This window comes from Sphaerospermopsis sp. FACHB-1094, assembly GCF_014696195.1.
GTDB lineage: Bacteria > Cyanobacteriota > Cyanobacteriia > Cyanobacteriales > Nostocaceae > Sphaerospermopsis > Sphaerospermopsis kisseleviana.
The window spans coordinates 12,864-37,672 of record NZ_JACJPT010000036.1 but is presented as its reverse complement, the minus strand read 5'-3'; the positions used below and the strand labels follow the sequence as shown (position 1 = coordinate 37,672).

At 39.1% G+C, this 24,809-nt stretch carries 28 protein-coding genes and 1 tRNA gene; 23 read left to right on the top strand and 6 right to left on the bottom strand.

Annotated elements, in window-relative coordinates; translation table 11 throughout:
* Positions 1-64 precede the first annotated feature (64 nt).
* A complete protein-coding gene (locus tag H6F47_RS13230) occupies positions 65-763 on the top strand; it encodes a hypothetical protein (RefSeq protein ID WP_242027393.1) in 699 nt (232 codons plus the stop codon).
* Here H6F47_RS13230 and glgB read toward each other — a convergent pair.
* Positions 723-3,014: a 1,4-alpha-glucan branching enzyme gene (glgB, locus tag H6F47_RS13225; RefSeq protein WP_190649534.1), complete on the bottom strand. Its 2,292-nt coding sequence runs from the start codon at positions 3,012-3,014 to the stop codon at positions 723-725. The two genes, H6F47_RS13230 and glgB, sit on opposite strands and share 41 nt — an antisense overlap.
* 951 nt (positions 3,015-3,965) lie before the next feature.
* Here glgB and H6F47_RS13220 point away from each other — a divergent pair.
* Positions 3,966-4,514 carry a peptidoglycan-binding domain-containing protein gene (locus tag H6F47_RS13220; RefSeq protein WP_096565035.1) on the top strand — a complete coding sequence of 183 codons (549 nt, stop codon included), beginning with the start codon at positions 3,966-3,968 and terminating at the stop codon, positions 4,512-4,514.
* Positions 4,496-4,630 (top strand): hypothetical protein, encoded by a 135-nt coding sequence (locus tag H6F47_RS28530; RefSeq protein WP_277877151.1) that lies wholly within the window; start codon positions 4,496-4,498, stop codon positions 4,628-4,630. Before H6F47_RS13220 ends, H6F47_RS28530 begins: the two co-directional genes overlap by 19 nt.
* 276 nt (positions 4,631-4,906) lie before the next feature.
* Here the strand turns inward: H6F47_RS28530 and H6F47_RS13215 are convergent.
* Positions 4,907-4,979, bottom strand: a tRNA-His gene (locus H6F47_RS13215).
* Positions 4,980-5,096: 117 nt separating this feature from the next.
* Between H6F47_RS13215 and H6F47_RS13210 the strand changes: the two genes are divergently transcribed.
* On the top strand, positions 5,097-5,477 hold the full coding sequence (locus tag H6F47_RS13210) for a DUF4359 domain-containing protein (RefSeq protein ID WP_137666386.1): 381 nt from the start codon (positions 5,097-5,099) through the stop codon (positions 5,475-5,477).
* Positions 5,478-5,593: 116 nt separating this feature from the next.
* Here H6F47_RS13210 and H6F47_RS13205 read toward each other — a convergent pair whose 3' ends face one another.
* Positions 5,594-5,782: a hypothetical protein gene (locus H6F47_RS13205; protein ID WP_096565039.1), complete on the bottom strand. Its 189-nt coding sequence runs from the start codon at positions 5,780-5,782 to the stop codon at positions 5,594-5,596.
* 48 nt (positions 5,783-5,830) lie between these two features.
* Between H6F47_RS13205 and H6F47_RS13200 the strand changes: the two genes are divergently transcribed.
* Both H6F47_RS13200 and cobA read left to right on the top strand, forming a co-directional pair.
* Positions 5,831-6,562, top strand: coding sequence for a sirohydrochlorin chelatase (locus H6F47_RS13200; RefSeq protein ID WP_190346431.1), 732 nt, complete (start codon positions 5,831-5,833; stop codon positions 6,560-6,562).
* On the top strand, positions 6,555-7,301 hold the full coding sequence (cobA, locus tag H6F47_RS13195; protein ID WP_096565043.1) for a uroporphyrinogen-III C-methyltransferase: 747 nt from the start codon (positions 6,555-6,557) through the stop codon (positions 7,299-7,301). Before H6F47_RS13200 ends, cobA begins: the two co-directional genes overlap by 8 nt.
* Positions 7,302-7,360: 59 nt before the next feature.
* Here the strand turns inward: cobA and H6F47_RS13190 are convergent, their stop codons facing one another.
* Positions 7,361-8,440, bottom strand: coding sequence for a response regulator (locus H6F47_RS13190; RefSeq protein WP_096565045.1), 1,080 nt, complete (start codon positions 8,438-8,440; stop codon positions 7,361-7,363).
* A gap of 1,061 nt (positions 8,441-9,501) precedes the next feature.
* Between H6F47_RS13190 and H6F47_RS13185 the strand changes: the two genes are divergently transcribed.
* The 17 genes from H6F47_RS13185 to H6F47_RS13115 all read left to right on the top strand — a co-directional run bounded on the left by H6F47_RS13185 (position 9,502) and on the right by H6F47_RS13115 (position 23,467).
* Positions 9,502-10,422 carry an RluA family pseudouridine synthase gene (locus H6F47_RS13185; protein WP_187041670.1) on the top strand — a complete coding sequence of 307 codons (921 nt, stop codon included), beginning with the start codon at positions 9,502-9,504 and terminating at the stop codon, positions 10,420-10,422.
* A 22-nt stretch (positions 10,423-10,444) separates the two neighbouring features.
* Positions 10,445-10,576: a hypothetical protein gene (locus tag H6F47_RS28525; protein ID WP_277877150.1), complete on the top strand. Its 132-nt coding sequence runs from the start codon at positions 10,445-10,447 to the stop codon at positions 10,574-10,576.
* A 561-nt stretch (positions 10,577-11,137) separates the two neighbouring features.
* Positions 11,138-11,659: a phycocyanin subunit beta gene (locus tag H6F47_RS13180; RefSeq protein WP_096565049.1), complete on the top strand. Its 522-nt coding sequence runs from the start codon at positions 11,138-11,140 to the stop codon at positions 11,657-11,659.
* Positions 11,660-11,762: 103 nt separating this feature from the next.
* The gene (gene cpcA / locus H6F47_RS13175) at positions 11,763-12,251 is read left to right on the top strand and encodes a phycocyanin subunit alpha (RefSeq protein WP_096565051.1); all 489 of its coding nucleotides are present in this window, start codon (positions 11,763-11,765) and stop codon (positions 12,249-12,251) included.
* 356 nt (positions 12,252-12,607) lie between these two features.
* Positions 12,608-13,468: a phycobilisome linker polypeptide gene (locus tag H6F47_RS13170; RefSeq protein ID WP_190346428.1), complete on the top strand. Its 861-nt coding sequence runs from the start codon at positions 12,608-12,610 to the stop codon at positions 13,466-13,468.
* A 50-nt stretch (positions 13,469-13,518) separates the two neighbouring features.
* Positions 13,519-13,761 (top strand): phycobilisome linker polypeptide, encoded by a 243-nt coding sequence (locus H6F47_RS13165; protein WP_096565055.1) that lies wholly within the window; start codon positions 13,519-13,521, stop codon positions 13,759-13,761.
* A gap of 10 nt (positions 13,762-13,771) precedes the next feature.
* Complete coding sequence (locus tag H6F47_RS13160) at positions 13,772-14,596, top strand: HEAT repeat domain-containing protein (RefSeq protein ID WP_137666389.1); 825 nt, start codon at positions 13,772-13,774, stop codon at positions 14,594-14,596.
* A gap of 109 nt (positions 14,597-14,705) precedes the next feature.
* Positions 14,706-15,314, top strand: coding sequence for a HEAT repeat domain-containing protein (locus H6F47_RS13155; protein ID WP_190649531.1), 609 nt, complete (start codon positions 14,706-14,708; stop codon positions 15,312-15,314).
* A gap of 187 nt (positions 15,315-15,501) precedes the next feature.
* On the top strand, positions 15,502-16,341 hold the full coding sequence (locus H6F47_RS13150) for a phycobilisome rod-core linker polypeptide (RefSeq protein ID WP_096565061.1): 840 nt from the start codon (positions 15,502-15,504) through the stop codon (positions 16,339-16,341).
* 7 nt (positions 16,342-16,348) lie between these two features.
* Complete coding sequence (locus tag H6F47_RS28520) at positions 16,349-16,471, top strand: hypothetical protein (RefSeq protein WP_272110720.1); 123 nt, start codon at positions 16,349-16,351, stop codon at positions 16,469-16,471.
* Complete coding sequence (locus tag H6F47_RS13145) at positions 16,453-17,196, top strand: phycobilisome rod-core linker polypeptide (RefSeq protein WP_137666390.1); 744 nt, start codon at positions 16,453-16,455, stop codon at positions 17,194-17,196. Before H6F47_RS28520 ends, H6F47_RS13145 begins: the two co-directional genes overlap by 19 nt.
* A 147-nt stretch (positions 17,197-17,343) precedes the next feature.
* Entirely contained in the window at positions 17,344-18,105 is a 762-nt protein-coding gene (locus tag H6F47_RS13140) for a phycobilisome rod-core linker polypeptide (RefSeq protein ID WP_096565065.1), read from the top strand.
* A 103-nt stretch (positions 18,106-18,208) separates the two neighbouring features.
* Positions 18,209-18,397, top strand: a complete 189-nt coding sequence (locus H6F47_RS13135) for a hypothetical protein (protein WP_190649529.1) — start codon at positions 18,209-18,211, stop codon at positions 18,395-18,397.
* 172 nt (positions 18,398-18,569) lie between these two features.
* Entirely contained in the window at positions 18,570-19,187 is a 618-nt protein-coding gene (locus tag H6F47_RS13130) for a DUF3859 domain-containing protein (protein ID WP_190346427.1), read from the top strand.
* A 2-nt stretch (positions 19,188-19,189) separates the two neighbouring features.
* Entirely contained in the window at positions 19,190-20,905 is a 1,716-nt protein-coding gene (locus tag H6F47_RS13125; RefSeq protein ID WP_190649527.1) for an asparagine synthetase B family protein, read from the top strand.
* Positions 20,872-22,107, top strand: coding sequence for a decarboxylase (locus H6F47_RS13120; RefSeq protein ID WP_190649525.1), 1,236 nt, complete (start codon positions 20,872-20,874; stop codon positions 22,105-22,107). Before H6F47_RS13125 ends, H6F47_RS13120 begins: the two co-directional genes overlap by 34 nt.
* 61 nt (positions 22,108-22,168) lie before the next feature.
* Entirely contained in the window at positions 22,169-23,467 is a 1,299-nt protein-coding gene (locus H6F47_RS13115) for a hypothetical protein (protein WP_190649523.1), read from the top strand.
* Between the two features lie 16 nt (positions 23,468-23,483).
* Here the strand turns inward: H6F47_RS13115 and H6F47_RS13110 are convergent, their stop codons facing one another.
* Together H6F47_RS13110 and H6F47_RS13105 are read right to left on the bottom strand one after the other, a co-directional pair.
* A complete protein-coding gene (locus H6F47_RS13110; protein ID WP_137666395.1) occupies positions 23,484-23,945 on the bottom strand; it encodes a DUF29 domain-containing protein in 462 nt (153 codons plus the stop codon).
* A gap of 272 nt (positions 23,946-24,217) precedes the next feature.
* Positions 24,218-24,802 carry a hypothetical protein gene (locus tag H6F47_RS13105; protein WP_137668377.1) on the bottom strand — a complete coding sequence of 195 codons (585 nt, stop codon included), beginning with the start codon at positions 24,800-24,802 and terminating at the stop codon, positions 24,218-24,220.
* Between the last annotated feature and the right edge of the window lie 7 nt (positions 24,803-24,809).

Sequence of the window (24,809 nt, the reverse complement as noted above, 5' to 3'; positions counted from 1 at the left end):
TACAAGTCTTACCCGCCCAAGTTATGCGATAATATTTTTTACAAGATGTGATTTTTTGAATTTGATGAATTTTCAAGATGAAGGAAGAAAAAATGGCTGGTTTGTTTTTAAGGATTTAGTATTTCTTTTTCCTTTGTGGCTTTTTCTGTCTTTTGTCTTTACATCTCCTGTTTTCGCCAAAAAACTCTCTCCTAAACCTGTTGATTCCAAAATGAGTAGTTCTTGTTCTCAGCAAGGTTTAGAAGGTTTAACTACTCAGTTGATGTTAGATTTACCTAGCTATGCTAACCGTGTTATTCAAAGATCCCGTCGTCTGAGTCGCAGTGTTGATATCTATCCTTATATTTTGGTGGCAGGTAAGCCGAAGTTTCAACCTTTACCTTTAAACCCTGGTATTGATACTGCTAATAATACTGCTAATAATACTAATAATTATGCTTCCCAAGGGGTTGAGCAGGTTTTTTTTACAACTCTGGAACGACAGTATATAGATAAAAAGGCGGTGGAGTTACAGCAGTTCCACAGGTTGTTTTTGACGAAAACTACTTTGGGTTGGCAGGTGGTGATGATGTTTACTCAAACTGGTGAATATCCAGTAAAACCACCCTTAGCACCACCAAGAGATAGTAGTCAGGGGGCGATCGCTCAAGGTGTTAAACTTTGGTTACGGGATTGTGAAGCAGGAAGTGTAAACTACTCCCCGCAACATCCCAGTTTAAACCTTAACTCAGTGCTTCCGCAGTCTTTTCTTGATCCAGTTTGAGAATCAAAACTCCCAAAGGTGGTAAACACAAATCTAAGGAATAAGGACGATTATGTAAAGACCAATCATCAGTCCATTTTCCTCCTAAGTTGCCCATATTGCTACCGCCATATTTACGCGCATCGCTATTGAACAACTCAGTATAAAATCCTTTCTCTGGTACACCGATGCGATAGTGAGAATGGGGTTGAGGTGTAAAATTACAAACCACAACTACAAACTCATCAGAATCTTTAGCACGACGGACAAAAGAAACTACACTGTGACGGTTATCGCTACAATCAATCCAATCAAACCCTTCCCGCGCAAAATCCTGAGTATATAAAGCAGGTTCAGAACGGTAAAGATGATTTATCTCCTTAAAAAATGCTTTTAACTGTTGATGGGGTTCATGTTGTAATAACTGCCATTCCAAATCTGCCCAGACATTCCACTCACTCCACTGGCCAAACTCCATACTCATAAACATGGTTTTCTTTCCAGGGTGAGCAAACATATAAGCAAATAAAGTCCGCACATTAGCTAACTTCTGCCATCTATCACCGGGCATTTTACCGATGATATTGCTCTTACCATGTACAACTTCATCGTGTGACAATGCCAACATGAAGTTTTCACTGTGGTTGTACCACATACTAAAGGTGACATTGTTTTGATGAAACTGCCTAAACCAAGGGTCCATGCTGAAATAATCCAACATATCGTGCATCCAACCCATGTTCCATTTCAGGTTGAACCCTAAACCACCTGTATAGGTAGGCCAAGACACCATAGGCCAAGAAGTAGATTCTTCGGCAATGGAAAGGACTCCGGGAAAATAACTAAAGATGTTGTGATTTACTTGACGCAGAAAATCAGCCGCTTCTAAATTTTCCCTACCACCGTACTGGTTAGGTAGCCATTCGCCATCTTTACGGCAATAATCGTTGTAAAGCATCGAAGCAACCGCATCAACACGAATGCCATCAATATGGTATTTATCAAACCAGAACAGGGCGTTAGCAACTAAGAAATTTCTAACTTCGTTGCGGGAGTAATTAAATACTAAAGTTCCCCATTCCTTATGTTCACCTTTGCGGGGATCAGCGTGTTCATAAAGATGAGTACCATCAAAGAAAGCTAAACCATGACCATCTTTAGGGAAATGTCCAGGAACCCAATCTACCAGTACACCAATACCATTTAAGTGACATTGGTCTACAAAATACATGAAATCTTCAGGACTGCCAAACCGGGAAGTGGGAGCAAAGTAACCTGTGACTTGATAACCCCAAGAACCATCAAAGGGATGCTCGGCAATGGGTAACAATTCTATATGCGTATATCCCAGGTCTTTGACATAGGGGATGAGTTTGGCTGCTAGTTCCCGATAGGTAAGGAAACGCGCCCCAGGATTGAGTTCTGAAGCAATAACTACTGGTTCTGTTTCGCCGTTGGGCAATTTTGCTGGTTCGCCACTAGCAGCGTGTAACCAAGACCCTAAATGCACTTCATAAACGGAAATTGGTTGGGTGAGGGGATCAGTATGTCTCCTGGTTTCCATCCAATTTTCATCAGTCCATCTGTAAGCATTTAAGTCACTGACAATAGATGCTGTTTTGGGACGTGGTTCTTGTTGGAAACCGTAGGGATCAGATTTTTCGTAAATGTGTCCGTCAAAATTTTTGATTTCATATTTGTAATGTTCTCCCACACCCAGTTCAGGAATAAATAATTCCCAAACCCCTGTGTGTCCTTTCCGCATTTGGTGTTTGCGTCCATCCCAGTGGTTGAAGTCTCCCAAAACAGAAACGTTGCGAGCATTGGGGGCCCAAACGGCGAAATAAACACCTTTGACACCATCAACTTCTGTAAGATGCGCTCCCAATTTTTCGTAAATGCGGTGATGATTTCCTTCTGCAAATAAATGCAAATCAAAATCTGTTAAATGGGGAGAACGGAAGGCATAAGGATCATAAATGACTCGCTCATGCTCTCCTTCTTTGATTCGTAATTGGTAGTTGTTAAGTTCTGGTGTTTCTATGGTGCATTCAAAAAAATGGGGATGATGCACCGTTGTCATGGGATATTCTTTGCGTCCTTCTGGAACTACTACATAAACTGCGCTGGCATTTGGAAGGTAAGCTCGCACAGCCCAGACTTTTTTACCTTCCTGTTCTATAAGATGTGAACCTAGTACCTCAAACGGATCATGATGCTGATTCCCAACAATGCGATTAACCTGCTCAGGAGCGATGGTACTGATGGACATGAAGCTACCTACTGGAAATAAGGTGATTAACTAAATTCAGTTTTTAAGAACTTAATATATATTGTTTACATTTATTTGCATTTTTGTCGTCACGGTTATCCTAACACCAGAATGTATCTTATTGGGAAATGGGGACTGGAAGAGGTATTTTGGTAACGGTGATGATAACCGCTTCAAAAAATTTTTGCCTGAAAAGGTGTTAGCTTTGCGGGACTCAGCCCGGTTTTACACCCAATTGTTGCAATTATGTTGCTGTACTATGGGTAAAATAAACTTTTTGTCAATATTTTTTTTGCTAAAATTAACTAATAATTCCTGGACTGGTAAAGTGATAAAGTGATAAAACGTTATAAATATGACTCAGCAATAGCTTAATTGTGTAAATACAACATAGTAATATATACTACACAAAAATTGACAATTTGCAGTTAGATAGGGTTTGCTGAATAAACCTAAAACCTTGATATATCAAAGGTTAGAGGCTGATAAACACAGAAATTAGTGCAAGGGTTTTGAAGGGTATACCGGAAAAAGTGTGCATTTTTGGGGATTTCAAGAGATGGCAAAGAAATTTTCAAATCTCCTCCTGACTCCTGACTCCTGACTCCTGACTCCTATGCCCTCACGGAAAGACTTTCTCAGCAACCCCTAGATATTACTGTTATCAACTGATAATTGACAATTGACAATTGATAAGTAGAAAGACAGGAAACAACCAAAGTATGTAAAGAAAAGTAAATTAACCTAAAAACCTCTTTTCTTCGATAGAATCATCGTTTACTATCATTAATCAAATTTCCCAATAAATAAGTTTTTACACTGTAATTATTTGTCTCCTTTATTACTTTAGCTTACATAAAATAATTTGTTGGACGAGAGTTACAGTTTCACACTATTTGTTTGTCTACTCCTGGTTTATCCTTATAGGTACAAAATATCAGATGAACTAAAATGACTGAAATTGGCCTGCTAATGACGGGCGTATTAAGCACCACACAACCAAATTTGCCCCATTTGCCGGAGCAGCGACCATTGACAACGGAAAATGGCGTGCATAATTCAAAAAATAGTCAGTTATCTCAATTAACTTCTATTTCTCAAATCACACCACCTGAATTTATGACAGTAGACGGAAGGGACAAACCTCAAATTTCAGCACTGGCACATCAGCGGGATCATATATTAAAACAAATTCGACAAAAGCACCTGTCCTCAATATCTTTTGAGTTAGCTGATGCTCAGGATATCCCTACAAAAGAGCAGCTATTAGCACGATACCCAGCACATAACAGACAACCCATGCCAACTTTACGTTTTGGTAGTTCTGGTATGTCTGTAAGAATTATGCAGCGTTTATTGGTATCTAATGGCTATGGTATTCGAGTTGATGGTATATTTGGTCCTCTTACTGAAGCAGCTATTAAAGCTTTTCAAAGTCAACGTAATTTATTAGTAGATGGTATTGTTGGTCAAAAAACTTGGTGGGAGTTGTCAATTTAGGAGGCAGGAGGGAAGAAGTAGTATCTTATTCCCCCCAGTCACCAGTCCCCAGTCACCAGTCCCCAGTCACCAGTCCCCAGTCACCAGTCCCCAGTCACCAGTCCCCTACTAATTAACGATACTTATGCTGTATCTCCAGAAAAGAAATTATGGAACCTATTTATGGGGGCGGGTCGAAGCTTATGGGATATCTAGATGTCTGATTTTTCCGTTAAATTATCACCCATAAGCTTCGCCCCTACAACTTATGACAAATTAATACATTCTATTTTGGAGAGGTCTATTGTATTAGTCAGCACTGAGTAAAAACAGAGCCAATATTAATTTACTTTCCTTTTTGTTTTCTTTCCTCGCGTTGCTTGAACCCACGGAAAATAATAATTTATTACCAGGGCGAACGACGGGACTCGAACCCGCGAGTGGTGGAACCACAATCCACTGCCTTAACCACTTGGCTACGCTCGCCATTTACTCTCTGAGCATAGCACGACTTTAAAAAATGATCAAGATTTTTTTTGACTGAAATTGACTAATTTTTTTGTAGTCTTTAAACTGTAGTCATTAGATCACAACCTGGTATATATGAAAGTATTGACTTTAATTGCATCTGTAGGCGCAGCAGGAATAGCAGTCTTGGGAGTGACGATGGCTACCACAAATCCACAACAGCCTAAATATGAAGAGTATGCAGTACAACGTTTGAAAACTTACTTAAAAACAGATTTTTGTCAAAAAACACCGAATTTTTTGCAAAATCTGATACAATTTAATTGCAACCAGCTGGTTGATTCCGCTCAACCGAAAATTAGAGATATTATTTCTGCCACCACAAAAAGACAGAACTATATTATTTTTAGTCTTTATACTACTGATTTAAAAATTGATAATTTAATACCTGGTTACAAATTTGAAACAGTAGGCGCATTTGACAACTTTTATACTTATAAAGCAGAAAAGAAATAGGGGATTGGTGACTGGTGATTGCTGACTGGTGATTGGTGACTGGTGACTGGGTTATTAACCTCCCTTACTTCCCCTACTTCCCCTTCCTCCCCATCTCCCTATGACTAATGACTTTTTCAAATATCGACATTGATATTTTCGATTTGTTTAGCTGCTTTTTCCCATAACTTGGCGTTTTCTTCATCATTCCAGTGAGTTCTGAGATTTTCTGCTTTTTTGTGGCAGATTCGTTCTAACATCTCTAAAATAGCACCTAGTGTTAGTTTGTCCACTAATTCTTCTAAAGAGTGCATAAATTCTTTCATAATAAATACTCCTTAACCTAAATTTTTAGTTAATCACATCGTCAGCCTATGTCATCTGCTTATCTTTTAGTATCTCACGGTAGTCGTGATCCGCGTCCAAATATTGCTATGCAGCAACTAGCAAAGCTGCTCAGTCTGAAATTACCAGATAGTGAACATTTAGTAGGGATAGCTACCCTAGAGCTAAATACTCAACCATTAAACCAGCAAATTCAAGATTTCGCGCCAAAGGCTTTAGCTTTTGGTTGCAAATGCCTAAAAATTATACCTTTATTTCTGCTACCGGGAGTTCATGTCATGTCAGATATTCCCGCAGAAGTGGAACTTGCACAAACAGCACTGGGTGAAAAGATCCAGATTGAGATTAAAGCTTATGTAGGAAGTCATGGAAATTTAGCAAAACTGCTGACTTCAACAATGGCTACTATAAAAGCAGAAGTATCAATTCTCTTAGCTCATGGTAGTCGTCGTTCTGGTTCTCAACAACCAGTAGAAGATATAGCTAGGAGTTTGGGAGCAGTAACGGCTTATTGGTCTGTATCTCCCAGTTTAGAAACAAAGATAAAAGAATTAGTAGCTGCTGGTAATCAGCAGATTGCAATTTTGCCATATTTTTTATTCGCCGGGGGAATAACTGATGCGATCGCCGAATCTTTAGAAAAGCTAAAATTAAAATTTCCTGGGGTAAAGTTGCAATTAGCACCACCTTTAGGAGTCAGCGCAGAACTAGCTGATATAATCTGGGATTTAGCAACAGAAGGGGAAAAAGTTTTTGGGTAAGGTTTATTTAATCGGTGCTGGTCCTGGTGATCCTGGACTCATGACTCTCAAGGGTAAAAGTTTATTGGAATGTGCGGATGTAGTTATTTATGATGCTTTGGTAAGTCCGCCGGTTTTGGCAATGATCAATCCCCAAGCTGAAAAAATCAACGCTGGTAAGCGCATGGGGAGACATTCGCTCTTACAGGAAGAAACTACCCAACTACTCATTGAAAAAGCCCAAGATCATGAAATTGTGGTGCGGTTAAAAGGTGGCGATCCTTTTATTTTTGGGCGTGGTGGGGAAGAAATGGCAGAGTTACTAGAATCGGGAATTTCTGTAGAAGTTGTGCCGGGGATCACAGCCGGCATTGCAGCGGCGGCTTATGCTGGTATTCCCTTAACCCACCGTCTGTATAGTTCATCAGTGACATTTGTAACGGGTCACGAAGCGGCGGGTAAGTATCGACCGACTATAAAATGGCAAGCGATCGCCCAAGGTTCAGAAACAATAGTTATTTATATGGGTATCCACAATCTACCTTATATTGTGGAACAGTTGAGTTCATCTGGGTTGAGTCTAGAGACTCCAATAGGTTTGGTGAGGTGGGGAACCCGGCCAGAACAAGAAGAATTAATTGGTGAGTTAGGGACAATTGTGCAACAAGTTGAAGAGACGGGATTTAGTGCGCCAGCGATCGCAGTCATTGGAGCAGTAGTCAAGATGCACAGTATTTTATCTAATTGTCGTCCAGTGTAATCTAGATCGAGAAAAACTTATATTTTCTACTTTCAATCATCTACTTTCAATTATCTGCTTTAAATCATGTGCTGAAAAACCGTTTTCAGTAAATCACTTTGATTTAAAGGCTTAGTCAAGCAAGCTGAAGCTCTAACGAGTTTTGCTTTAGCTTTATCTATCAAGCTGGCTTTTTCTGTCACCATAATTACAGGTGTATTTTTAAAATATGGCTGTTTCCGCAATAAAGAGCAAATTTCATAGCCATCTAAATTCGGCATCGTCACATCCAGAAAAATCATATCTGGTTTGGTATGGAAAATTTCCATCAAAGCTTTTACTGAATCTGTAACACCAAATACAGAAAATATTTGCTCATCTAAAAAACTTTTAATAGTATTTAACACCAAAGGACTATCATCCACACAGAAAATTGTGTAATGTTTTTTGTCCTTGGGTTGGGAATAAAATCTTTGATATTTGCTGGGAGTTGGTGGTTTATTGCCAATTGGGGGCAATTGTACTTCAATTTTAGGGCGTGTCTTTGGTTCATTGTCTGGCCAAAACTGCTCCGTAGCAACTCTGACACCTGCTGAAGATTGCTGACTATACTGCCAAAATTGTTCAGGAGAAACTTTTATCCCCGCCTGGCACTTTTCCACTAATAAGCGCAGATTCAAATGACAAAACTTGGGTAAATCATCCAAAAAGGTTTCATGGATAAACTCATAACTTCCCTCTTCGATTTGCAGAAATGAATCTAGAAATTCTAGAGCTAATTGTTCAATGAGCATTGCCGCTTGCATAGAGCTAATATATTGCTCATTCACCAACCAGCAAATAGCTAAATAATCTGGATTGGGAATAGCCTGATTTTCCACACCTCTTTCAAAGATGCTTTGTAACTGCTCATTAATACCTCTGGGAAGAGTAGAATTTTTCTGGGTCAACCTCTGCAAGTTGCGATACAGTGGCTCAAACATCTTCTCTGAGTAACAAGCATAAATTAATTTCCCCTCTTGTACATATATTGACCAAGCCCCGGAAGTGCTAAATACCTCTAAACAACCAGTAACCGACTTACTGGTGATTTTCTTCAACAGGGATAGAGGTTGTAGTTTTTGGAAAAATCTGTATCTACTAATAGGAAGCGTTTTCATTAGCATGGATTTGAATACAAATAAAAATTTGACATCACAATTTGTGAATCACCTGTAGAGGATTCACACCGGTCTTTTTGAACTTAATGCCAGATAAAGATAACGGTTTACATGGGAGTGAGTATAGCAAGTCTTTTCTCTAAACACACAATACCCAACACCCCACACCCCACTCACCCCTCACCTGGGCAAAAAGCAGAATTTATCTAAGCATTCCCCTATCAGCAGTCATATGGGCAAGATCCACATCCTGCACTTTTTCAATAAGGGCTGGTTGGCAATGCTCAATCTACGACATCATTGGATGTTATAGACTTTAATTTCCCCAATAAGATAAAGGTGTAAGACATGAGAATAGCAAAGATTTAGAAGCATTAAGTTCAGAAAAGTTACACCTTCTCCATTACTTCTAATTTGTTGTATTCCAGCCTTGAATGATTATGTGGTATATGTGTAGATGCTCAGTAATTACCTACTAATTTCACGTTACTATAGATTTAACAGGGAAATAAAAAACTATTTTAAACCTAATATAAAAAATTCAAGTTAATACAAAAATTAGTAATGAAAATAGCAGTTTATCAATTGATAATTGACAATTGACAATTGATAATTGTTTCATTCAAGGTTTAAAACCTCCCCTTTGAAGGGGAAAAAACCAAAAAAAATCCGCTTTTTCAATCCTCTGACTTTCAGGGAGAGGTCATTGTCAATTGTCCATTCTTGAAAAATACTATGTTTCACCTGATTTTGCTGATCAAACAAGATGTTTGTGCTTAAAATCAATAGTCCTTTTAAGCTAGTAAAGCTAATGACTACAAAGCAAATATACTGTAAATTAGCTATACTATATCCCGGACTATTTCTACTCATACAGTGCTTAATTTATTCTTTTCCTCTTTCATAATTCACTATCAGGATGATTTAGGGTATTGGGGACTGGGGACTGGGGACTGGGTAATGGGTAATGGGTAATATTATTCCCAATCACTAATCACCAATCACCATTCCCTGATATCAGTAGAATTTTCATATACTTAGCTGTTTAAAATTAACCAACTGTGACCGCTATTAATCTTTTAGTCCAAGAGAAAACTGAACGTCTGGATCGTTATCTGTCATCTGCAATACCTGATTTATCTCGTTCCCGTGTACAACAGTTAATTGAACAGGGTCATGTTCAAGTCAATGATCAAGTTTGTACATCTAAAAAAATAAATCTCAAACTTGGCGATCGCATTTGTTTAGAAATTCCCGCAGTTCAACCGTTGGAACTGGTAGCAGAAGATATCCCTTTAGATATTCTCTACGAAGATGAGCAATTACTCATTCTCAATAAACCCGCAGGTTTGGTAGTTCATCCAGCACCTGGTCACGCAGATGGTACATTAGTAAATGCTTTGTTGGCACATTGTCCTAATTTACCGGGAATTGGTGGTGTGCAACGTCCTGGTATTGTTCACAGATTAGATAAAGATACAACTGGAGCGATTGCTATTGCTAAAACTGATATCGCCTATCAACACCTACAAGCACAACTACAAGCCAAAACAGCACGCCGAGAATATTTAGGGGTGGTTTACGGTGCGCCAAAAACCGAAAGCGGGACTGTAGATTTACCCATTGGTCGTCATCCCCAAGACCGCAAAAAAATGGCCATAGTCCCCATAGAAGAGGGGGGTAGGTCAGCCATAACCCATTGGCAAGTGAAAGAAAGGCTGGGGAACTACACCTTGATCCATTTCCAGTTAGAAACAGGGCGTACTCATCAAATTCGCGTCCACAGTGCCAAAATCGGTCATCCTATAGTCGGCGACCCTGTTTATGGTTCTGGTCGTTCTGTGGGGGTAAATTTGCCCGGTCAAGCATTACACGCTTGGCGACTCAAGTTACAGCATCCCATTTCTGGAGATTGGGTGGAAGTAACCGCACCTCTGCCCCAAACCTTTACAAAGCTATTAGAAGTCCTCCGTCGTAGGTGATTGGTGATTGGTGATTTAGTGATTGGGAATAATATTACCCAGTCCCCATTACCCAGTCCCCAGTCCCCAGTCCCTAGTCCCCATTCCCCAGTCCCCAGTCCCCAGTCACCAGTCCCCAGTCCCCACCTCCCTGAAATCCCCCCTGGGAGGTTAATTTAACAGGTTCTCAACAATATTTAGAAATGTAAATTTTACATTCTTTAATATAAACTACTGGGTCTAGATATGATCCCAAAATACCTGTAGTTGAGTATTGGTATATGGTTTCAGAATCATTAAATTAATATAAAATGTATAAAATTTCTTCTTATCTACAAACTTAATGAAGTTTTGTAACGAAAATTAGTAACTTTTCGGGTATACACCCCTTATATGTAAAGGACTTGAGGCTTTTCTTATTACCTGATCTTATTTATTCATAAATTGTAACAAATAAAGTCTCTATAGCAGTGTATAAACTAATCTGGAGGGGTTCAAAAACAGAGCAAAGTTAAACGAGGCAACCAATCCAATCTCGTTGGCTGGTTTCTCATAAAATTACCTCTGATTCTCATATTTCTGCCTTCAGGAAGATAGACGAGAAAATGAGAAAAGAAGTAGACAACAACTTAGCTTTGATTAACTCATTGTTTTTGAGCATCCATTCCTGATTGATAAAACAGCACCTGTTTCAATCAACACAACTCTCAACTAAGTAATTAGGAGATTAGAGTCCATGACATTAGATGTATTTTCCAAGGTTGTTACTCAAGCTGACGCTAGAGGCGAATTCTTAAGCACCGAACAACTAGATGCTTTGACAGCAGTTGTAGCTGCTGGTAGCAAGCGTTTGGACGTTGTTAACCGCATCACCAGCAACGCTAAAGATATCGTTACCAACGCTGCTCGTGCTTTATTTGAAGAACAGCCCCAATTGATCGCTCCTGGCGGTAACGCTTACACCAACCGTCGCATGGCTGCTTGTCTGCGCGACATGGAAATCATCTTACGCTATGTTACCTACGCTGCATTGGCTGGTGACGCTAGTGTTCTCGATGACCGTTGCTTAAATGGCTTACGTGAAACTTACCAAGCTTTGGGTACTCCTGGTGCTTCCGTAGCTGTTGGTGTTCAAAAAATGAAAGAAGCTGCTATCAATATCGTTAACGATCCCAACGGTATCACCAAAGGTGATTGCAGTTCTTTAGTTTCTGAATTGGCAAGCTACTTTGATCGTGCTGCTGCTGCTGTTGTTTAATCAACGTTGTTTAATCAACAAGTACAAACAAGTACAAGTAGTCCACAGCTAAAAATCTAGCTATTCCAACAAGATACGAAACCAATCAAGGAGAAATTAGACCATGAAAACCCCAATTACCGAAGCTATCGCATCTGCTGATACCCAAGGACGTTTCCTGAGCAACACAGAATTACAAGCTGTTAACGGTCGTTTTGTACGTGCTGCTGCCAGCATGGAAGCTGCTCGTGGTTTGACAGCTAACGCTCAAAAGCTGATTGATGGTGCTACTAACGCCGTATACAGCAAATTTCCCTACACCACCTCTACACCAGGCGCTCAATTTGCTGCTGATGCTCGTGGTAAGTCTAAGTGCGCTCGTGACGTTGGTCACTACCTCCGCATCATCACCTACAGCTTGGTTGCTGGTGGCACAGGTCCTTTGGATGAGTTCCTAATTGCTGGTTTGGCTGAAATCAACAGCGCATTTGATTTGTCTCCTAGCTGGTATGTTGAAGCTTTGAAATATATCAAAGGCAACCACGGTTTGAGCGGCCAAGCTGCTAACGAAGCTAACACCTACATTGACTACGCTATCAACGCTCTCAGCTAGATAGCTTCTTGCCCGGAGAAGGGTACAAGTGCTGGATGAAGTTTATCCCTTTGGGGTTAAATCAGTTTTCGTGGGGAATCTCTTTTCACTCGACTAGACTGAATCACCTAGCAGTTGGATCTCGCTCCGGGCATAGTTTTATGTATGTTAGGTGACAGGTGACAGGTGACAGGTGACAGGTGACAGGTGACAGCGATAATAGTTTTCTGATCACTAAAGTTTGTATCACCAGTTAATTAATGTCCTGATTACCTTATCTGTGGCTATAGCTAACAAATAACCAACTTGATGCAACCAGCAATTGGTTAGAAAGAGCAGTATTGCTAATCAAAATTGCTAATCAAAGGGGAAAAACAATGGCAATTACAGCAGCAGCGTCTAGGCTGGGAACTGAGCCTTTTAGTGATTCACGTCGAGTTGAACTACGCCCCAAAGCCAGCCGCGAAGAAGTGGAAATGGTGATCAAAGCCGTTTATCGCCAAGTTTTAGGAAACGACTATATTCTGGCTTCAGATCGCTTGAAGAGTGCAGAGTCACTTTTGCGTGATGGCAATTTGAGCGTGCGTGAGTTTGTGCGGAGTATAGCTAAGTCAGAACTCTACAAATCCAAATTCTTCTATAACAGTTTCCAAACTCGGTTGATTGAACTCAACTATAAACATTTGTTGGGTCGCGCTCCTCTGGATGAGTCTGAGGTGACATACCACTTAGACTTATATATTAACGAGGGTTACGATGCAGAAATCGACTCTTATATAGATTCGATGGAGTATCAAAACAACTTTGGCGACAATGTTGTTCCATATTATCGCGGGTTTGATTTTCAACCAGGACAAACATCTGCTGGTTTTACCCGGATGTTCCGTTTGTACCGTGGATATGCCAATAGTGATACTGCTCAGGTAGAAGGTAGCAAATCACGTTTGGCGAGGGAATTAGCAAGTAACAAAGCTTCCTCCGTTGTCGGTCCATCCGGTAGCAATAATAATTGGGCATTCCGTCCCACTGCGGATAACGCTCCCAAACAAAACTTAGGTAATGCTGTAGGGCAATCGGATCGCGTTTACCGAATTGAAGTAGCGGGCATACGCAATCCAGGATTCCCCAGCGTGCGCCGCAGCAGCACAACTTTCATTGTACCTTATGAGCGCCTTTTAGACAAAATGCAGCAAATTCACCGATCCGGTGGCAAAATTGTCAGCGTTATATCCACATAAGGTAGAGTGCTGTTTGTTGGTATACCCCATCAAGAGGAGATTTAGAAGTAATGTTCGGTCAAACTACACTTGGTGCTAGTAGCGTTTCTTCATCTGCAAGCCGTGTATTTCGTTATGAAGTTGTGGGCTTAAAGCAAAACCAAGAAACCGACAAAAATAATTTCAGCATTCGTCGTAGCGGTAGCGTATTTATGACCGTACCCTACAGCCGGATGACTGAAGAAATGCAGCGGATCAGCCGCTTAGGTGGCAGAATTGTCAAAATTGAACCTTTGACTGTAGCAGAATCATAAAGCCCTGGTCATGATAGAACCCAGTACGTCAGAATATTCTGCCGAAAATGGGGCGCAGTTGACACCAGAGCAAGCGATCGCCAACCTGCAATCATCAGATTTAAGTCTCCGCTATTATGCCGCTTGGTGGTTGGGTAAATTTCGAGTCAGTCAGCCAGAAGCCGTAGACGCACTGATGACAGCGTTAGAGGATGAAGCTGACAAAACAGAACTAGGAGGTTATCCACTCCGAAGAAATGCAGCCCGAGCATTAGGAAAATTGGGCAGTCCTAAAGCTATACCGGGCTTGATTCAGTGTTTGGAATGCTCAGATTTTTATGTGCGGGAAGCAGCAGCCCAATCTTTAGCAATGCTGAACGCTAAAGCAGCATTAGCAGCACTGATCAAAATGCTAGATGGGGGTGTTGCCAAGGCCGTGCAAGTACCAGGCCGCCCCCATCTTACCCAACCATATCAGGCAGTATTAGAAGCCTTGGGAGCTATTGGTGCAACTGAGGCTATTTCCCTAATTCAGCCTTTTTTAGAGCATCCAGTCACAAGGGTGCAATGCTCCGCAGCTAGGGCTATGTATCAACTCACCCAAGATTCTCAGTATGGGGAATTTTTGGTGACAATGATGCAAAGCAGTGATCTGAAATTGCGGCGCTCTATTTTGGGGGATTTGGGAGCGATTGGGTATATGGCTGCTGCTGATGCGATCGCCCAAGCTCAGGCAGAAAATAGTTTTAAACTCATGGCGCTTAAAGGATTGTTAGAACATCAACTTGCGGATGGATTAGATTGCGTTTCTGATCAGGCAGTCCGAGTCATGCACCTGATGGATTCACTTTTATAAGTTGGTGATTGGTGATTGGTAATTGGTGATTGGTGATTGGGAAGAATAAACTTTTGCCTCTTGCCTCTTGCCTTCTTACTGTCACCTTCCAACTACTGACCACTGAGACATGAATGAACTAATTAATGCTGTCAACCAAGCGGAAACATCAGCGCAAATGGTGACAGCAGTGAAGAACCTAGCAGCAGCTAAAGATCCAGAGGCCATTTCTACCTTAATCGCTGTTTTTGGTTACAATAACCCAGCAGCAGCGGTGGTGGCAGTAGCAGGACTCACAGAATTGGGAGAAATAGCAGTACCCCAATTGCTAGAACAAATTGATGATTATAACTATGGCGCACGGGCTTATTCGATCCGCACCTTATCTGCGATCGCTGATCCCCGTGCTTTAGATGTGTTAATCACCGCTGCTGCTACAGACTTCGCGCCTAGTGTGCGCCGTGCTGCTGCTAAAGGATTAGGAAATTTAAACTGGTCTCAATTAGGCATTGCTGAACGTCAAACAGCTATCAATCGCGCTTTAGAAACATTGCTGTTAATTTGTCAAGATACAGACTGGTCAATTCGTTATGCTGCCATTGTTGGTTTACAGTCTTTGGCAAAAATAGCAGAGGTTCGAGAAATCATCTTAACTCGATTCCAAGAAATGCTGGCTCATGATAGTGAAAAAGCTGTTTGCGCTCGCATTCAATTGGCTTCTAGAACACCGATTCATTAATCGTCAGGGCGAAGCATTTGGGTGATAACCTATCGCTGAAACCAGTTCATATTTTGTCCGAATGCTTCGCCCCTACAAGGTAAAAACATATTACCTAGCATTACTGAATCGACACTCTAGCCAATTAGCTTCTACCAGTTTGGGATTTTAAATTTCAGCATCACCATAAAACAAGGTAAAAGTCAAGATGTCAATACCACTTTTAGAATATTCTCCTTCTTCACAAAATCAGCGTGTCGAAGGTTACGAAGTTCCCAACGAAGACACCCCAACCGTTTATAAACTGAACTACGCCACATCAGATCAAGATGTTGATGCAATTATTTGGGCAGGATATCGGCAGATTTTTAGCGAACATCTGATTTTAAGCAGTTATCGTCAAAAATTTTTAGAATCTCAACTGCGAAACCGGGCTATTACTGTTCGTGATTTTATCCGGGGTTTGGGTAAATCAGATGTTTTCCGCAGCCAAGTAGCAGAGGTTAACTCTAACTATCGCTTAGTTGATATTATCCTCAAGCGGTTTGTGGGACGGGCAGCTTACAACAAAGATGAAGAAATTGCTTGGTCTATTGTTATTGCTACCAAAGGCGTACATGGCTTTATTGATGCGTTGTTAGACTCTGACGAGTACCTCAACAACTTTGGTGATGATATCGTACCTTATCAACGTCGTCGCTTTGGTTCACGTCCTTTTAACTTAGTTAACCCCCGTTACAATGCCAATTGGCGCGATACCCAAAGTATGCGTTCTTTTGGTTATCGTTCCTTCTACAGCATCCGCACTTCGGGAACTCTCACCACTGAAGATATCCGCAAAGCTATTCCAGCTAACTTCTTGGCAATGGCTGGAAACATCATCACTCCTGAACGCAACTACCAAAGAACAATTGCTGCTGTGACTTCTCAAGTGAAAACTTTGGAAATTCCCGACACTTCACGGGATGTCACCACAGAAGAAGTAACCATTAAACCAGTAGCAGTTTCTCTACCTTACAGCTATATCCCGGCGATCGCGAAAAATTAGGGCATAGGTGACTGGTGACTGGTGGACAGGAAAAAGTTTACCAATTACCCATTACCAATTACCAATTACCCATTACCAATTACCCATTACCACTTACAAACAACATAAAATATGGCAATACCTTTACTAGAATATAAACCCAGTTCACAAAACCAACGGGTTGCTGGTTACGAAGTACCCAACGAAGATACTCCCAGAGTTTACCGCATTGAAGATTATGCTTTTGGTGGTGAAGTTGAAGAATTGATTTGGGCTGCTTATCGCCAACTTTTTAGCGAACACGTCATCCTCAAATTCTACCGCCAAAGTAATTTAGAATCTCAGGTAAAAAATAAAGCTATTACTGTCCGTGATTTCATCCGGGGTTTAGCTAAATCTGACGCTTTCCAGGATTTGGTAATTAAAACCAATTCTAATTATCGCTTAGTAGAAATTGGACTCAAGCGGTTGTTAGGTCGTGCGCCTTATAACAAAGATGAAGAAATCGCTTGGTCTATCAAAATTGCTACCGATGGCTGGGATGGTTTTGTGGATGCTTTGATAGATTCTCAAGAGTATCAAAGCTGCTTTGGGGAAAATATTGTTCCTTACCAACGCCGACGTTATAAAGATAGACCCTTTAATTTAGTCACACCCCGCTATGCTGACTATTGGCGGGATAAGCTAGAAGCTGAACGCTACAAACCCGGTAGTATCAGTGACTTCATGAAAATGGCTGCTGCTGTTAATATCAGGATTGTTACTTATACACCAGTTAGCACAGCTAACATTGCAATTCCCGATACTACTAGGGAAACAGTACCCGCAGGTGTTCCTGTGTCTATCAGTCCTAGTGCTAGTTTCCCAGTTCGTTAAATCTCTTAATTAGGTATGTAACCTAATGAGAGAAAATAGTTAAAGTGCGAATTGGGAATTTTAGTGATCAAACCTAATTCTGTTTTGAAACAAACCCAATTCTGTTTTTAAACGAAACGAATTTATCAACAAGAGGAAAGACGCAGCATGGCACTGCCATTACTTCAATACAAACCATCTACCCAAAACCACCGCGTTAGCAGTTTCGGTGTTGCTGATAAAAACGAAGATACTCCTTATATCTACCGTTTAGAAGATGTTAGTTCTTACACTGACATTCAAAGCATCATTTGGGCTTCCTATCGCCAAGTTTTCAGCGAACATGAAATTTTGAAGTTTAACCGCCAAATTACTTTAGAATCTCAACTGAAAAATGGTTCTTTGTCTGTTAAAGACTTCATTCGTGGTTTAGCTAAATCCGAAGCTTTCTATCGTTTAGTTGTTTCTGTTAACAACAACTACCGTTTAGTAGATATCACCCTCAAGCGGATTTTGGGTCGTTCTGCTTACAACAAAGAAGAAGAAATTGCTTGGTCAATTGTTATTGGTACTAAGGGTTTTGATGGCTTTGTTGATGCTTTGGTAGACAGCGAAGAATATAACCAAAACTTTGGTGATAACACCGTACCTTACCAACGTAAACGCATGGAAGGTCGTCCCTATAACTTGGTTACTCCTCGTTACGGTGTGGACTTCCAAGAAACAGCAGGTACAGTCAGAACCGACTGGCGCTTTGTGTTGGAAAACTTCTACACTGCAAAGGCGAAAACAAAACGTCTCAGAGAAGGCGATCCTGGCAAGTTTGCAGATATGGCCGCTTCTCTGTCTGGTAAGGGTAACTATGCTCAAAGAATCTCTTCTTTTGATATTGATTACTTGAATGAAGTTCCTTATCGTGGTAGACGCTAAAATCGGTAATTCTCTAATTACCTATTGATTACCTAAACTTTCTACTGGGTCTGGTTTTTACTTTGATATGATAACGAGTTGGCGGTTTCTATGTTAGCTAGTTATGGTGTTAGGTGAAAACTGGACCCTTGGTTTTAGGGGCAGAAGGCAGAAAGTTGGAAAAACAAAGATAATGCTTGCTGAAAATGAAAAAAATAAAAAAATAGCTCTGTTAAGGGCGAAGCATTCAGGCGATAAATTAAGCTGTTGTGCATTTAATTTGGATAAGTGGAACAGGCATCTTGCCTGTTAAACAAGAGTTCAGAACATTAGGATTATACAATTTAGCTGTGTAACAGCTTATCAATTTTGATCACAGGTTATTTTCCGAATGCTTCGCTCCTACGACTCCTGACTGCTGACATAAATCACACTTAAATCCTATTATCTTTTATCCACCAGTAAAAAAGTAAGTCGATTGCAATATGAACCAGCGAATAACGCAGGAACAGTTAAATCAAATTATTGCTGAAGTTCAAGGTTTACAATTACGTCAAGAAGCTGAATTTGACCAACAGCAAATTCAGCAAATTTTACAAGAGTTAAATTTACCTCCAGAGTTGTTAGATGAAGCTTTGATTCAGTTGCGTCGTCGTCAAGCTTTAGAGGTGCAACAACGTCGTAATAAGTTGATAGCTTTTGGGGTGGTTGGGGCAATTATTATTACTGTTGGAAGTTTAGTATTTTTTAATCAACAACAAGCTTCCTTATTAGCTAATGTTTCTGCTCAACAAGATAGAATTACTTTGGCTGATGAAGTTGATATAAAAACTGTTTCTCGTCAAGCTAATGGTGAAGTTTTTTATCGTGTAACTTTGAAAGATGCACCGATAGGTAAAAGGTTATCTCTTAGTTGTAATTGGATTGATCCTAGTGGAAAAATTGTGAAACAAAATGCTTATGATACTAAAGATATAACTACTTCCATTTGGAATACTCATTGTAAGTATACGATTAATTCTACTGCACCTGTGGGTAATTGGCAGGTGGAAATGTTGCTGGATGGGAGAAAAATTAGTGAAGAAATTTTTGTTGTGCAATAGTTATGTTATCCTATCATTTTATCGGTTATTGGGGTGAGAAGAAGGAAGAAAAACTCACGCAGAGACGCAGAGACGCAGAGAGAGGAGGGGAGGGAGAAAGGTTTGTTTGGAATGTGGTTTATGTGGGTTGTGAGTCTGTACCGGAGATAGAAGGAAATACTATTGCTGCTGTTTCTGCTTCGGGTTTTTCTGATGCTGATGTTTGGGTGAGGGTGGAAGATGATAGTTTGATTTTGGGTAGGGAGGTTTTTGGTAAAGTTCCTTTATTTTGGAGTTGTCAAAATAATACTGTTTGGTTTGCTTCTCGGTTAGATTTGCTTTTGGAAATAATGGATAAACCGGAAGTTTGTATTTCTGGTTTATATGGTTATTCTTGTTTTTCTTATGTTCCTACTCCTGTAACTTCTGTTAGTGGGGTGTTTTCTGTCGGTGCGGGAACTGAGGTGATTTTTAATATTGATAACGTTGGTAATTATCAGGTAATAAATAATTACAATTATCAATGGTATGAATCTCAGGAACAAATTACAGATGAAAATACCGCAGTTTCTCAATTACAAAGTTTATTAAAAAATGCGGTAGAAAGGCAAGTTGCTGATGTAAAAGATGAACCTGTGGGGGTTTTTCTTTCTGGGGGTTTGGATTCTTCTATTGTTGCTGCTTTGTTGGTACAATTGGGGGTGAAGGTTCGCGCTTATAGTTTAGATTTTGGTGAATTTGGAGTTTCTGAGTATTGTTATGGGAAACAGGTGGCAGAGTTTTTGAATATTCCTATTATTAAGGTTGATGCAAGTCCGAAAAATATTAAAAATGCAATTGTTCCTACTGTTAAAGCTTTGGATTTACCTTTTGGTGATGGTGTTACTGTTCCTTTATATCTTTTAAATAAAGTTGCTTCTCAAGAAACTAAAGTGATTTTTAATGGTGAGGGTGGTGATCAATTATTTGCCGGTTGGACTAATAAACCTTTAATTGCTGCGGGTATTTATCAAGGTGAACATCCCCATAAAAATGAAGATTTTATTTCACAATATTTGCGAACTTTTCACCGTCTCTGGGGTTATGAATCTAGGGTGTATCAACCGGATATTTATGCTCAGATTCAAGGTTTAAATGCTCAGGAATGGCTGTTGGATGGGTTAGATAGTCGTTTTTGTCCTTCGTTGTTACATCGTCTGCGTCGTGCTAGTTTGATGTTAAAGGGAGCGCAAAATATTCATCCCCGTGCAACTGCGTTAAGTTTTGTGCATGGTTTAAATGTGCGATCGCCTTTTTGTGATTTAAATTTAGCAAAATGGACTTTTCAGCTATCTGGTGAACTCTGTTTACAAGGTGCTTGTGAAAAGTATATCTTGAAACGCGCTGTAGAAAATTTGCTACCATCGGAAATAGTCTGGAGACAAAAGCGGGGTATGGGTGTTCCCCTAACCTCTTGGTGTGTAAATAATTTTTGGCATGATCTTGGTAATTGGTTAAATCCGGGTATACTAGAAGCGGAAAATATTTTTTACCCTGATATAGCAACAAAAATTATTACCGGAGAACTGGGAGGACATATTCAAGGACGACGCATAGGTGAGATACTTTGGTTACTTATTATGTGGGAACTTTGGTATTTTCACGTTTTTGGTGTAAAACTAGGATCAAAGTCTTGGAAGCATCCGTTTTTATTACCTCGTGGTTTATGGAAACATTACAAGAAACTGCAAAATTATTAACTCCATTTTCTCAAGAACTTGCTGAGGAATTATTAAATATTTACGGTTCTCCTTTATATGTTTATGATGGTGATATTTTAAATCAAACTATTTCCCATATTACTAACTCTTTCCATTATCCTCAAACTCGGTTTTATTTTGCTAGTGTCACTAACGGGAATATTGCGTTATTGAAGATATTTAAAAATGCTGGTTGGGGACTTCATGCTAATACACCAGGTGATATTTATTTGGGTTTAAATGCTAGTTTTACACCTTCAGAAATTGTCTATAGCGGTAGTAATTTAAGTCGGGAGGAAATGGAACAGGTTTTAAATTGGGGTGTAAATACTTTAAATTTAGATAGTATTTCTCAGTTGCGTTTGTTGTGTGAGGTTTTATTATCTCACGCAAAGACGCAAAGACACAAAGAGAAGGAAGATTTAAAGATTGGATTAAGGTTGAATGTTTCTGAAGATAGTCGCATTGGTGTTAGTATAGCAGATTTTGATCAGGCTGTTGCTATTGCTAGAGATGCTGGTTTAAAAATTACAGGATTGCATTTTTATCGGGGTACGGGAACTAATGCGACTTCTGCTTTTACTAATGTTATTGATGAGGTAATATCCATAGCAAAAAATTTACCAGATTGGCAATATTTAGATTTTGGTGGTGGTTTTGGTTATCCCTATCATCATGATAAAATTGCTTTTAATTGGGAATTTTTTGGAGATGAGTTAAGTCAAAGAATTGGCAATTTAGGGAAAAATATTAATTTGATTATTGAACCAGGACGCGCTGCTATAGCTGGTTCTGGAACTTTGTTAGCTCAAGTTGTATCTGTAAAATGGCAAGGTAATAAACAAATTTTAGGTGTAGATTCTACAGTAGCTAATATTTCTGTTCCTGCGGTACATGGAGGTTATCGAGAAATTGTAAGTTGGAAAAATCAAACTTATGAAAAGTATATCACAAATTATATCACGGATGTTTGTGGAAATACGACTTATTCACGGGATTATTTAGCTAAAAACTGCCAACTTCCCGCTTTAGAAATTGGTGATATAATCGCTATTTTAGATGTGGGTGCTTATGGTTATGCTATGTCTTCTCATTTTTTACATCGTCCTAAACCTGCGGAGGTGTTATTAGAAAATGGTACTCATCGGTTAATTAGAAAACGAGAAGATTACAGTGTTTTACTGAATAATCAAATAGTTTAAATATCCTACCAATTACCCATTACCAATTACCCATTACCAATTACCCATTACCAAAAAACTTATGAAATGTATTAACTGCGGAACTGATAACAATTTAAAAGATAGAACAGCAAACAACGGAAGATGTAAACAATGTCATCATCCTTTTGTTTTTGAACCCACAACAATGGGGAATTTGAAAATTACAGATCCCATGTTTGCTAAAATATTGGCAGATATTTCTGCTAATCATACTTTATATTTTACAGCTAAGCAGCTTTTATATTTTTTAGATAATCGCATCCGAAACAAAGCATTTCAAACCCGTAGTTTTGTGTTTTTATATTTCTTTTTCAATATTTGGGTTACTCTCTTTGTCGGAGGAATAACAAGTGCTTTTTTACCTAATTCTTTTCTGGTTGCTAATTTAGTTTATCAAGCAGCGACTATTTTCTACTTATTTAATAACACCAAATCAAGTAAATTAACTACTGCAAGTCGCAAAGCAAGTGCTAAAACTTTACGCATTGTGGGAATATTAATTCTAGTATTGGGAATATTGGTAAGTTTAACCGTAAACTCGTTTCCTATTTTTTGTATGTTGGTCATTTTAGGAATGTTGTCAATATTTTTAGGAACTAGACAGTTAGGAAGAGTGGGAAATTTACCACAGGAATTTTTAGTTACTCAATCCAATTTAGATGGTTGGTTGGAAAATTGGCAAACAGTTAATGGTATGATTGATAGAATTTTACCTGAACCACAAAATCAAATTTCACCTGCATCTATTAACCCCGATGTGACTGCTTATAGTTTTGATAGATTGGTTGTTTGTGATAGTGCTAACATTGCACAATTATTAATTGCTAATAATTTCCATTTTGAAAATAACTGTGCAATTCTTAGTGTTAATGGTTATCCCCAAAGCATTTTTAATACAACAATGGACATGCTACGACGTAACCCCAATTTACAAGTTTTTGCATTCCATGATTGTAGTCCTAAAGGTGTGAGTTTGGTCTATCATCTCCGCACCAGTGAAAATTGGTTTTTAAATAGTGAGGTGACTATTATTGATGTGGGTTTATTACCGCGTCAAATTCTTGCTAATAAGCGAGGTATGTTTATTCAAAATGCAGAGTATTTAGCTAAAAAATCCAAAGAATTACCGTTAGAAATTCGTCAGAGTTTAACTGCGGAAGAGTTAACTTGGTTAGATGCGGGTAATTTTGTGGAATTAGAATCTTTTTCACCACAAATGTTGATTAAAGTTCTCAGAAGTGGTATTTATGGAAGTTTGAATTTAACAAATGATGATAGTAGTTTTATAGTGGTTGGTGATGGGGGGAATGATATTTATATGGTGGAAAGTTTTGGTTAAATGTTTAGAATGCAAGTTACAGATTATGCTCCCAATATTTTGCAGATAAAAGTAAATCTGTACCAAAATCAAATGGCCATGTATCAGGAAAATCTGTTTGTTTATAATCAACGGAAACAATATCTAAAGCATCAGCATAAACTTCTGTAAATATTTGTGCTAGATAAGGTTGTAAGCTAAGAGATTCTTTCAATAAAACTTTGATTTGTTTTCGTTGTTCTACAATAGTTACTTCCCATCCATTGAAGTTTTCAGAACTGTTAACATACATCCGTTTGAGAATATGCGCTATCAAAACTAATAATCTATTTCTTAATTCCCGTCTTTCGCTTTTTCCCAGACTTTCAATCTCCTCTATTAAATGTTCAAAATCAAAATTTTCTACATCTTTTGCTTTGAGTTGAGTAACTGTTTTTTCACACCAAGCAAGAAAATCGGTTTCATATAAAATATCATGTTTTGGTATGTTTTGTATCATTACTCTTACTCCTGGAGTGATTTTTACTTGATTTTCTCAAATATATAATTAGGGGTTGCTGAGAAAGTCTTTCCGTGAGGGCATAGGAGTCAGGAGTCAGGAGTCAGGAGTCAGGAGAAGATTTGAAAATTTCTTTGCCATCTCTTGAAATCCCAAAAAATGCACACTTTTTCCGGTATACCCTTCAAAACCCTTGCACTAATTTCTGTGTTTATCAGCCTCTAACCTTTGATATATCAAGGTTTTAGGTTTATTCAGCAAACCCTAATTAATTATTCTTTGTCAGAATTTGCTTGTTGTTTTTTAACTGCACGAGCAATTAGAGGAGCCATTTTTTCTAACCCTTCTAAGTCAATACTACCAGCACAATATAAATTATACCATACTTGACGCTGGCGCATCACTTGTGAGCCATTTTGCAAACGTAATCTTTTTAAAGTAAATTCTGCTTTTTCTAGTTTCTCAGGTGGTACTTTATCAGTAACAACTAACTGAAGAGAAGGTAACAAAATTTCAAACCACTCATCTTCCACTTCAAAGGGATCAAGAACTTGGTGATCAAGAGTACCTTTACTACTATTAATCCAACCAGAAGCAAAACGGTAATTACTCCATTCATAAGCTAAGTGACGATGATTTTCACAAGATAAAAAATGCTCTAAAGTTCCTACAGGTTCATACATGACACTATAACCACAAAGATTATTAAAACCATCAGCTAAATCACTTTTGAATTTTGACCAATAATCTATAGGTCTTTTTTTATGATCTGTATTTTTTGCTAACCAATTATTACCAGGTTGTCGCACTTTTTCATCAAAATCTTGCGGTTCTAGTGGTGGATTAAACTTTAACATCTTTAGT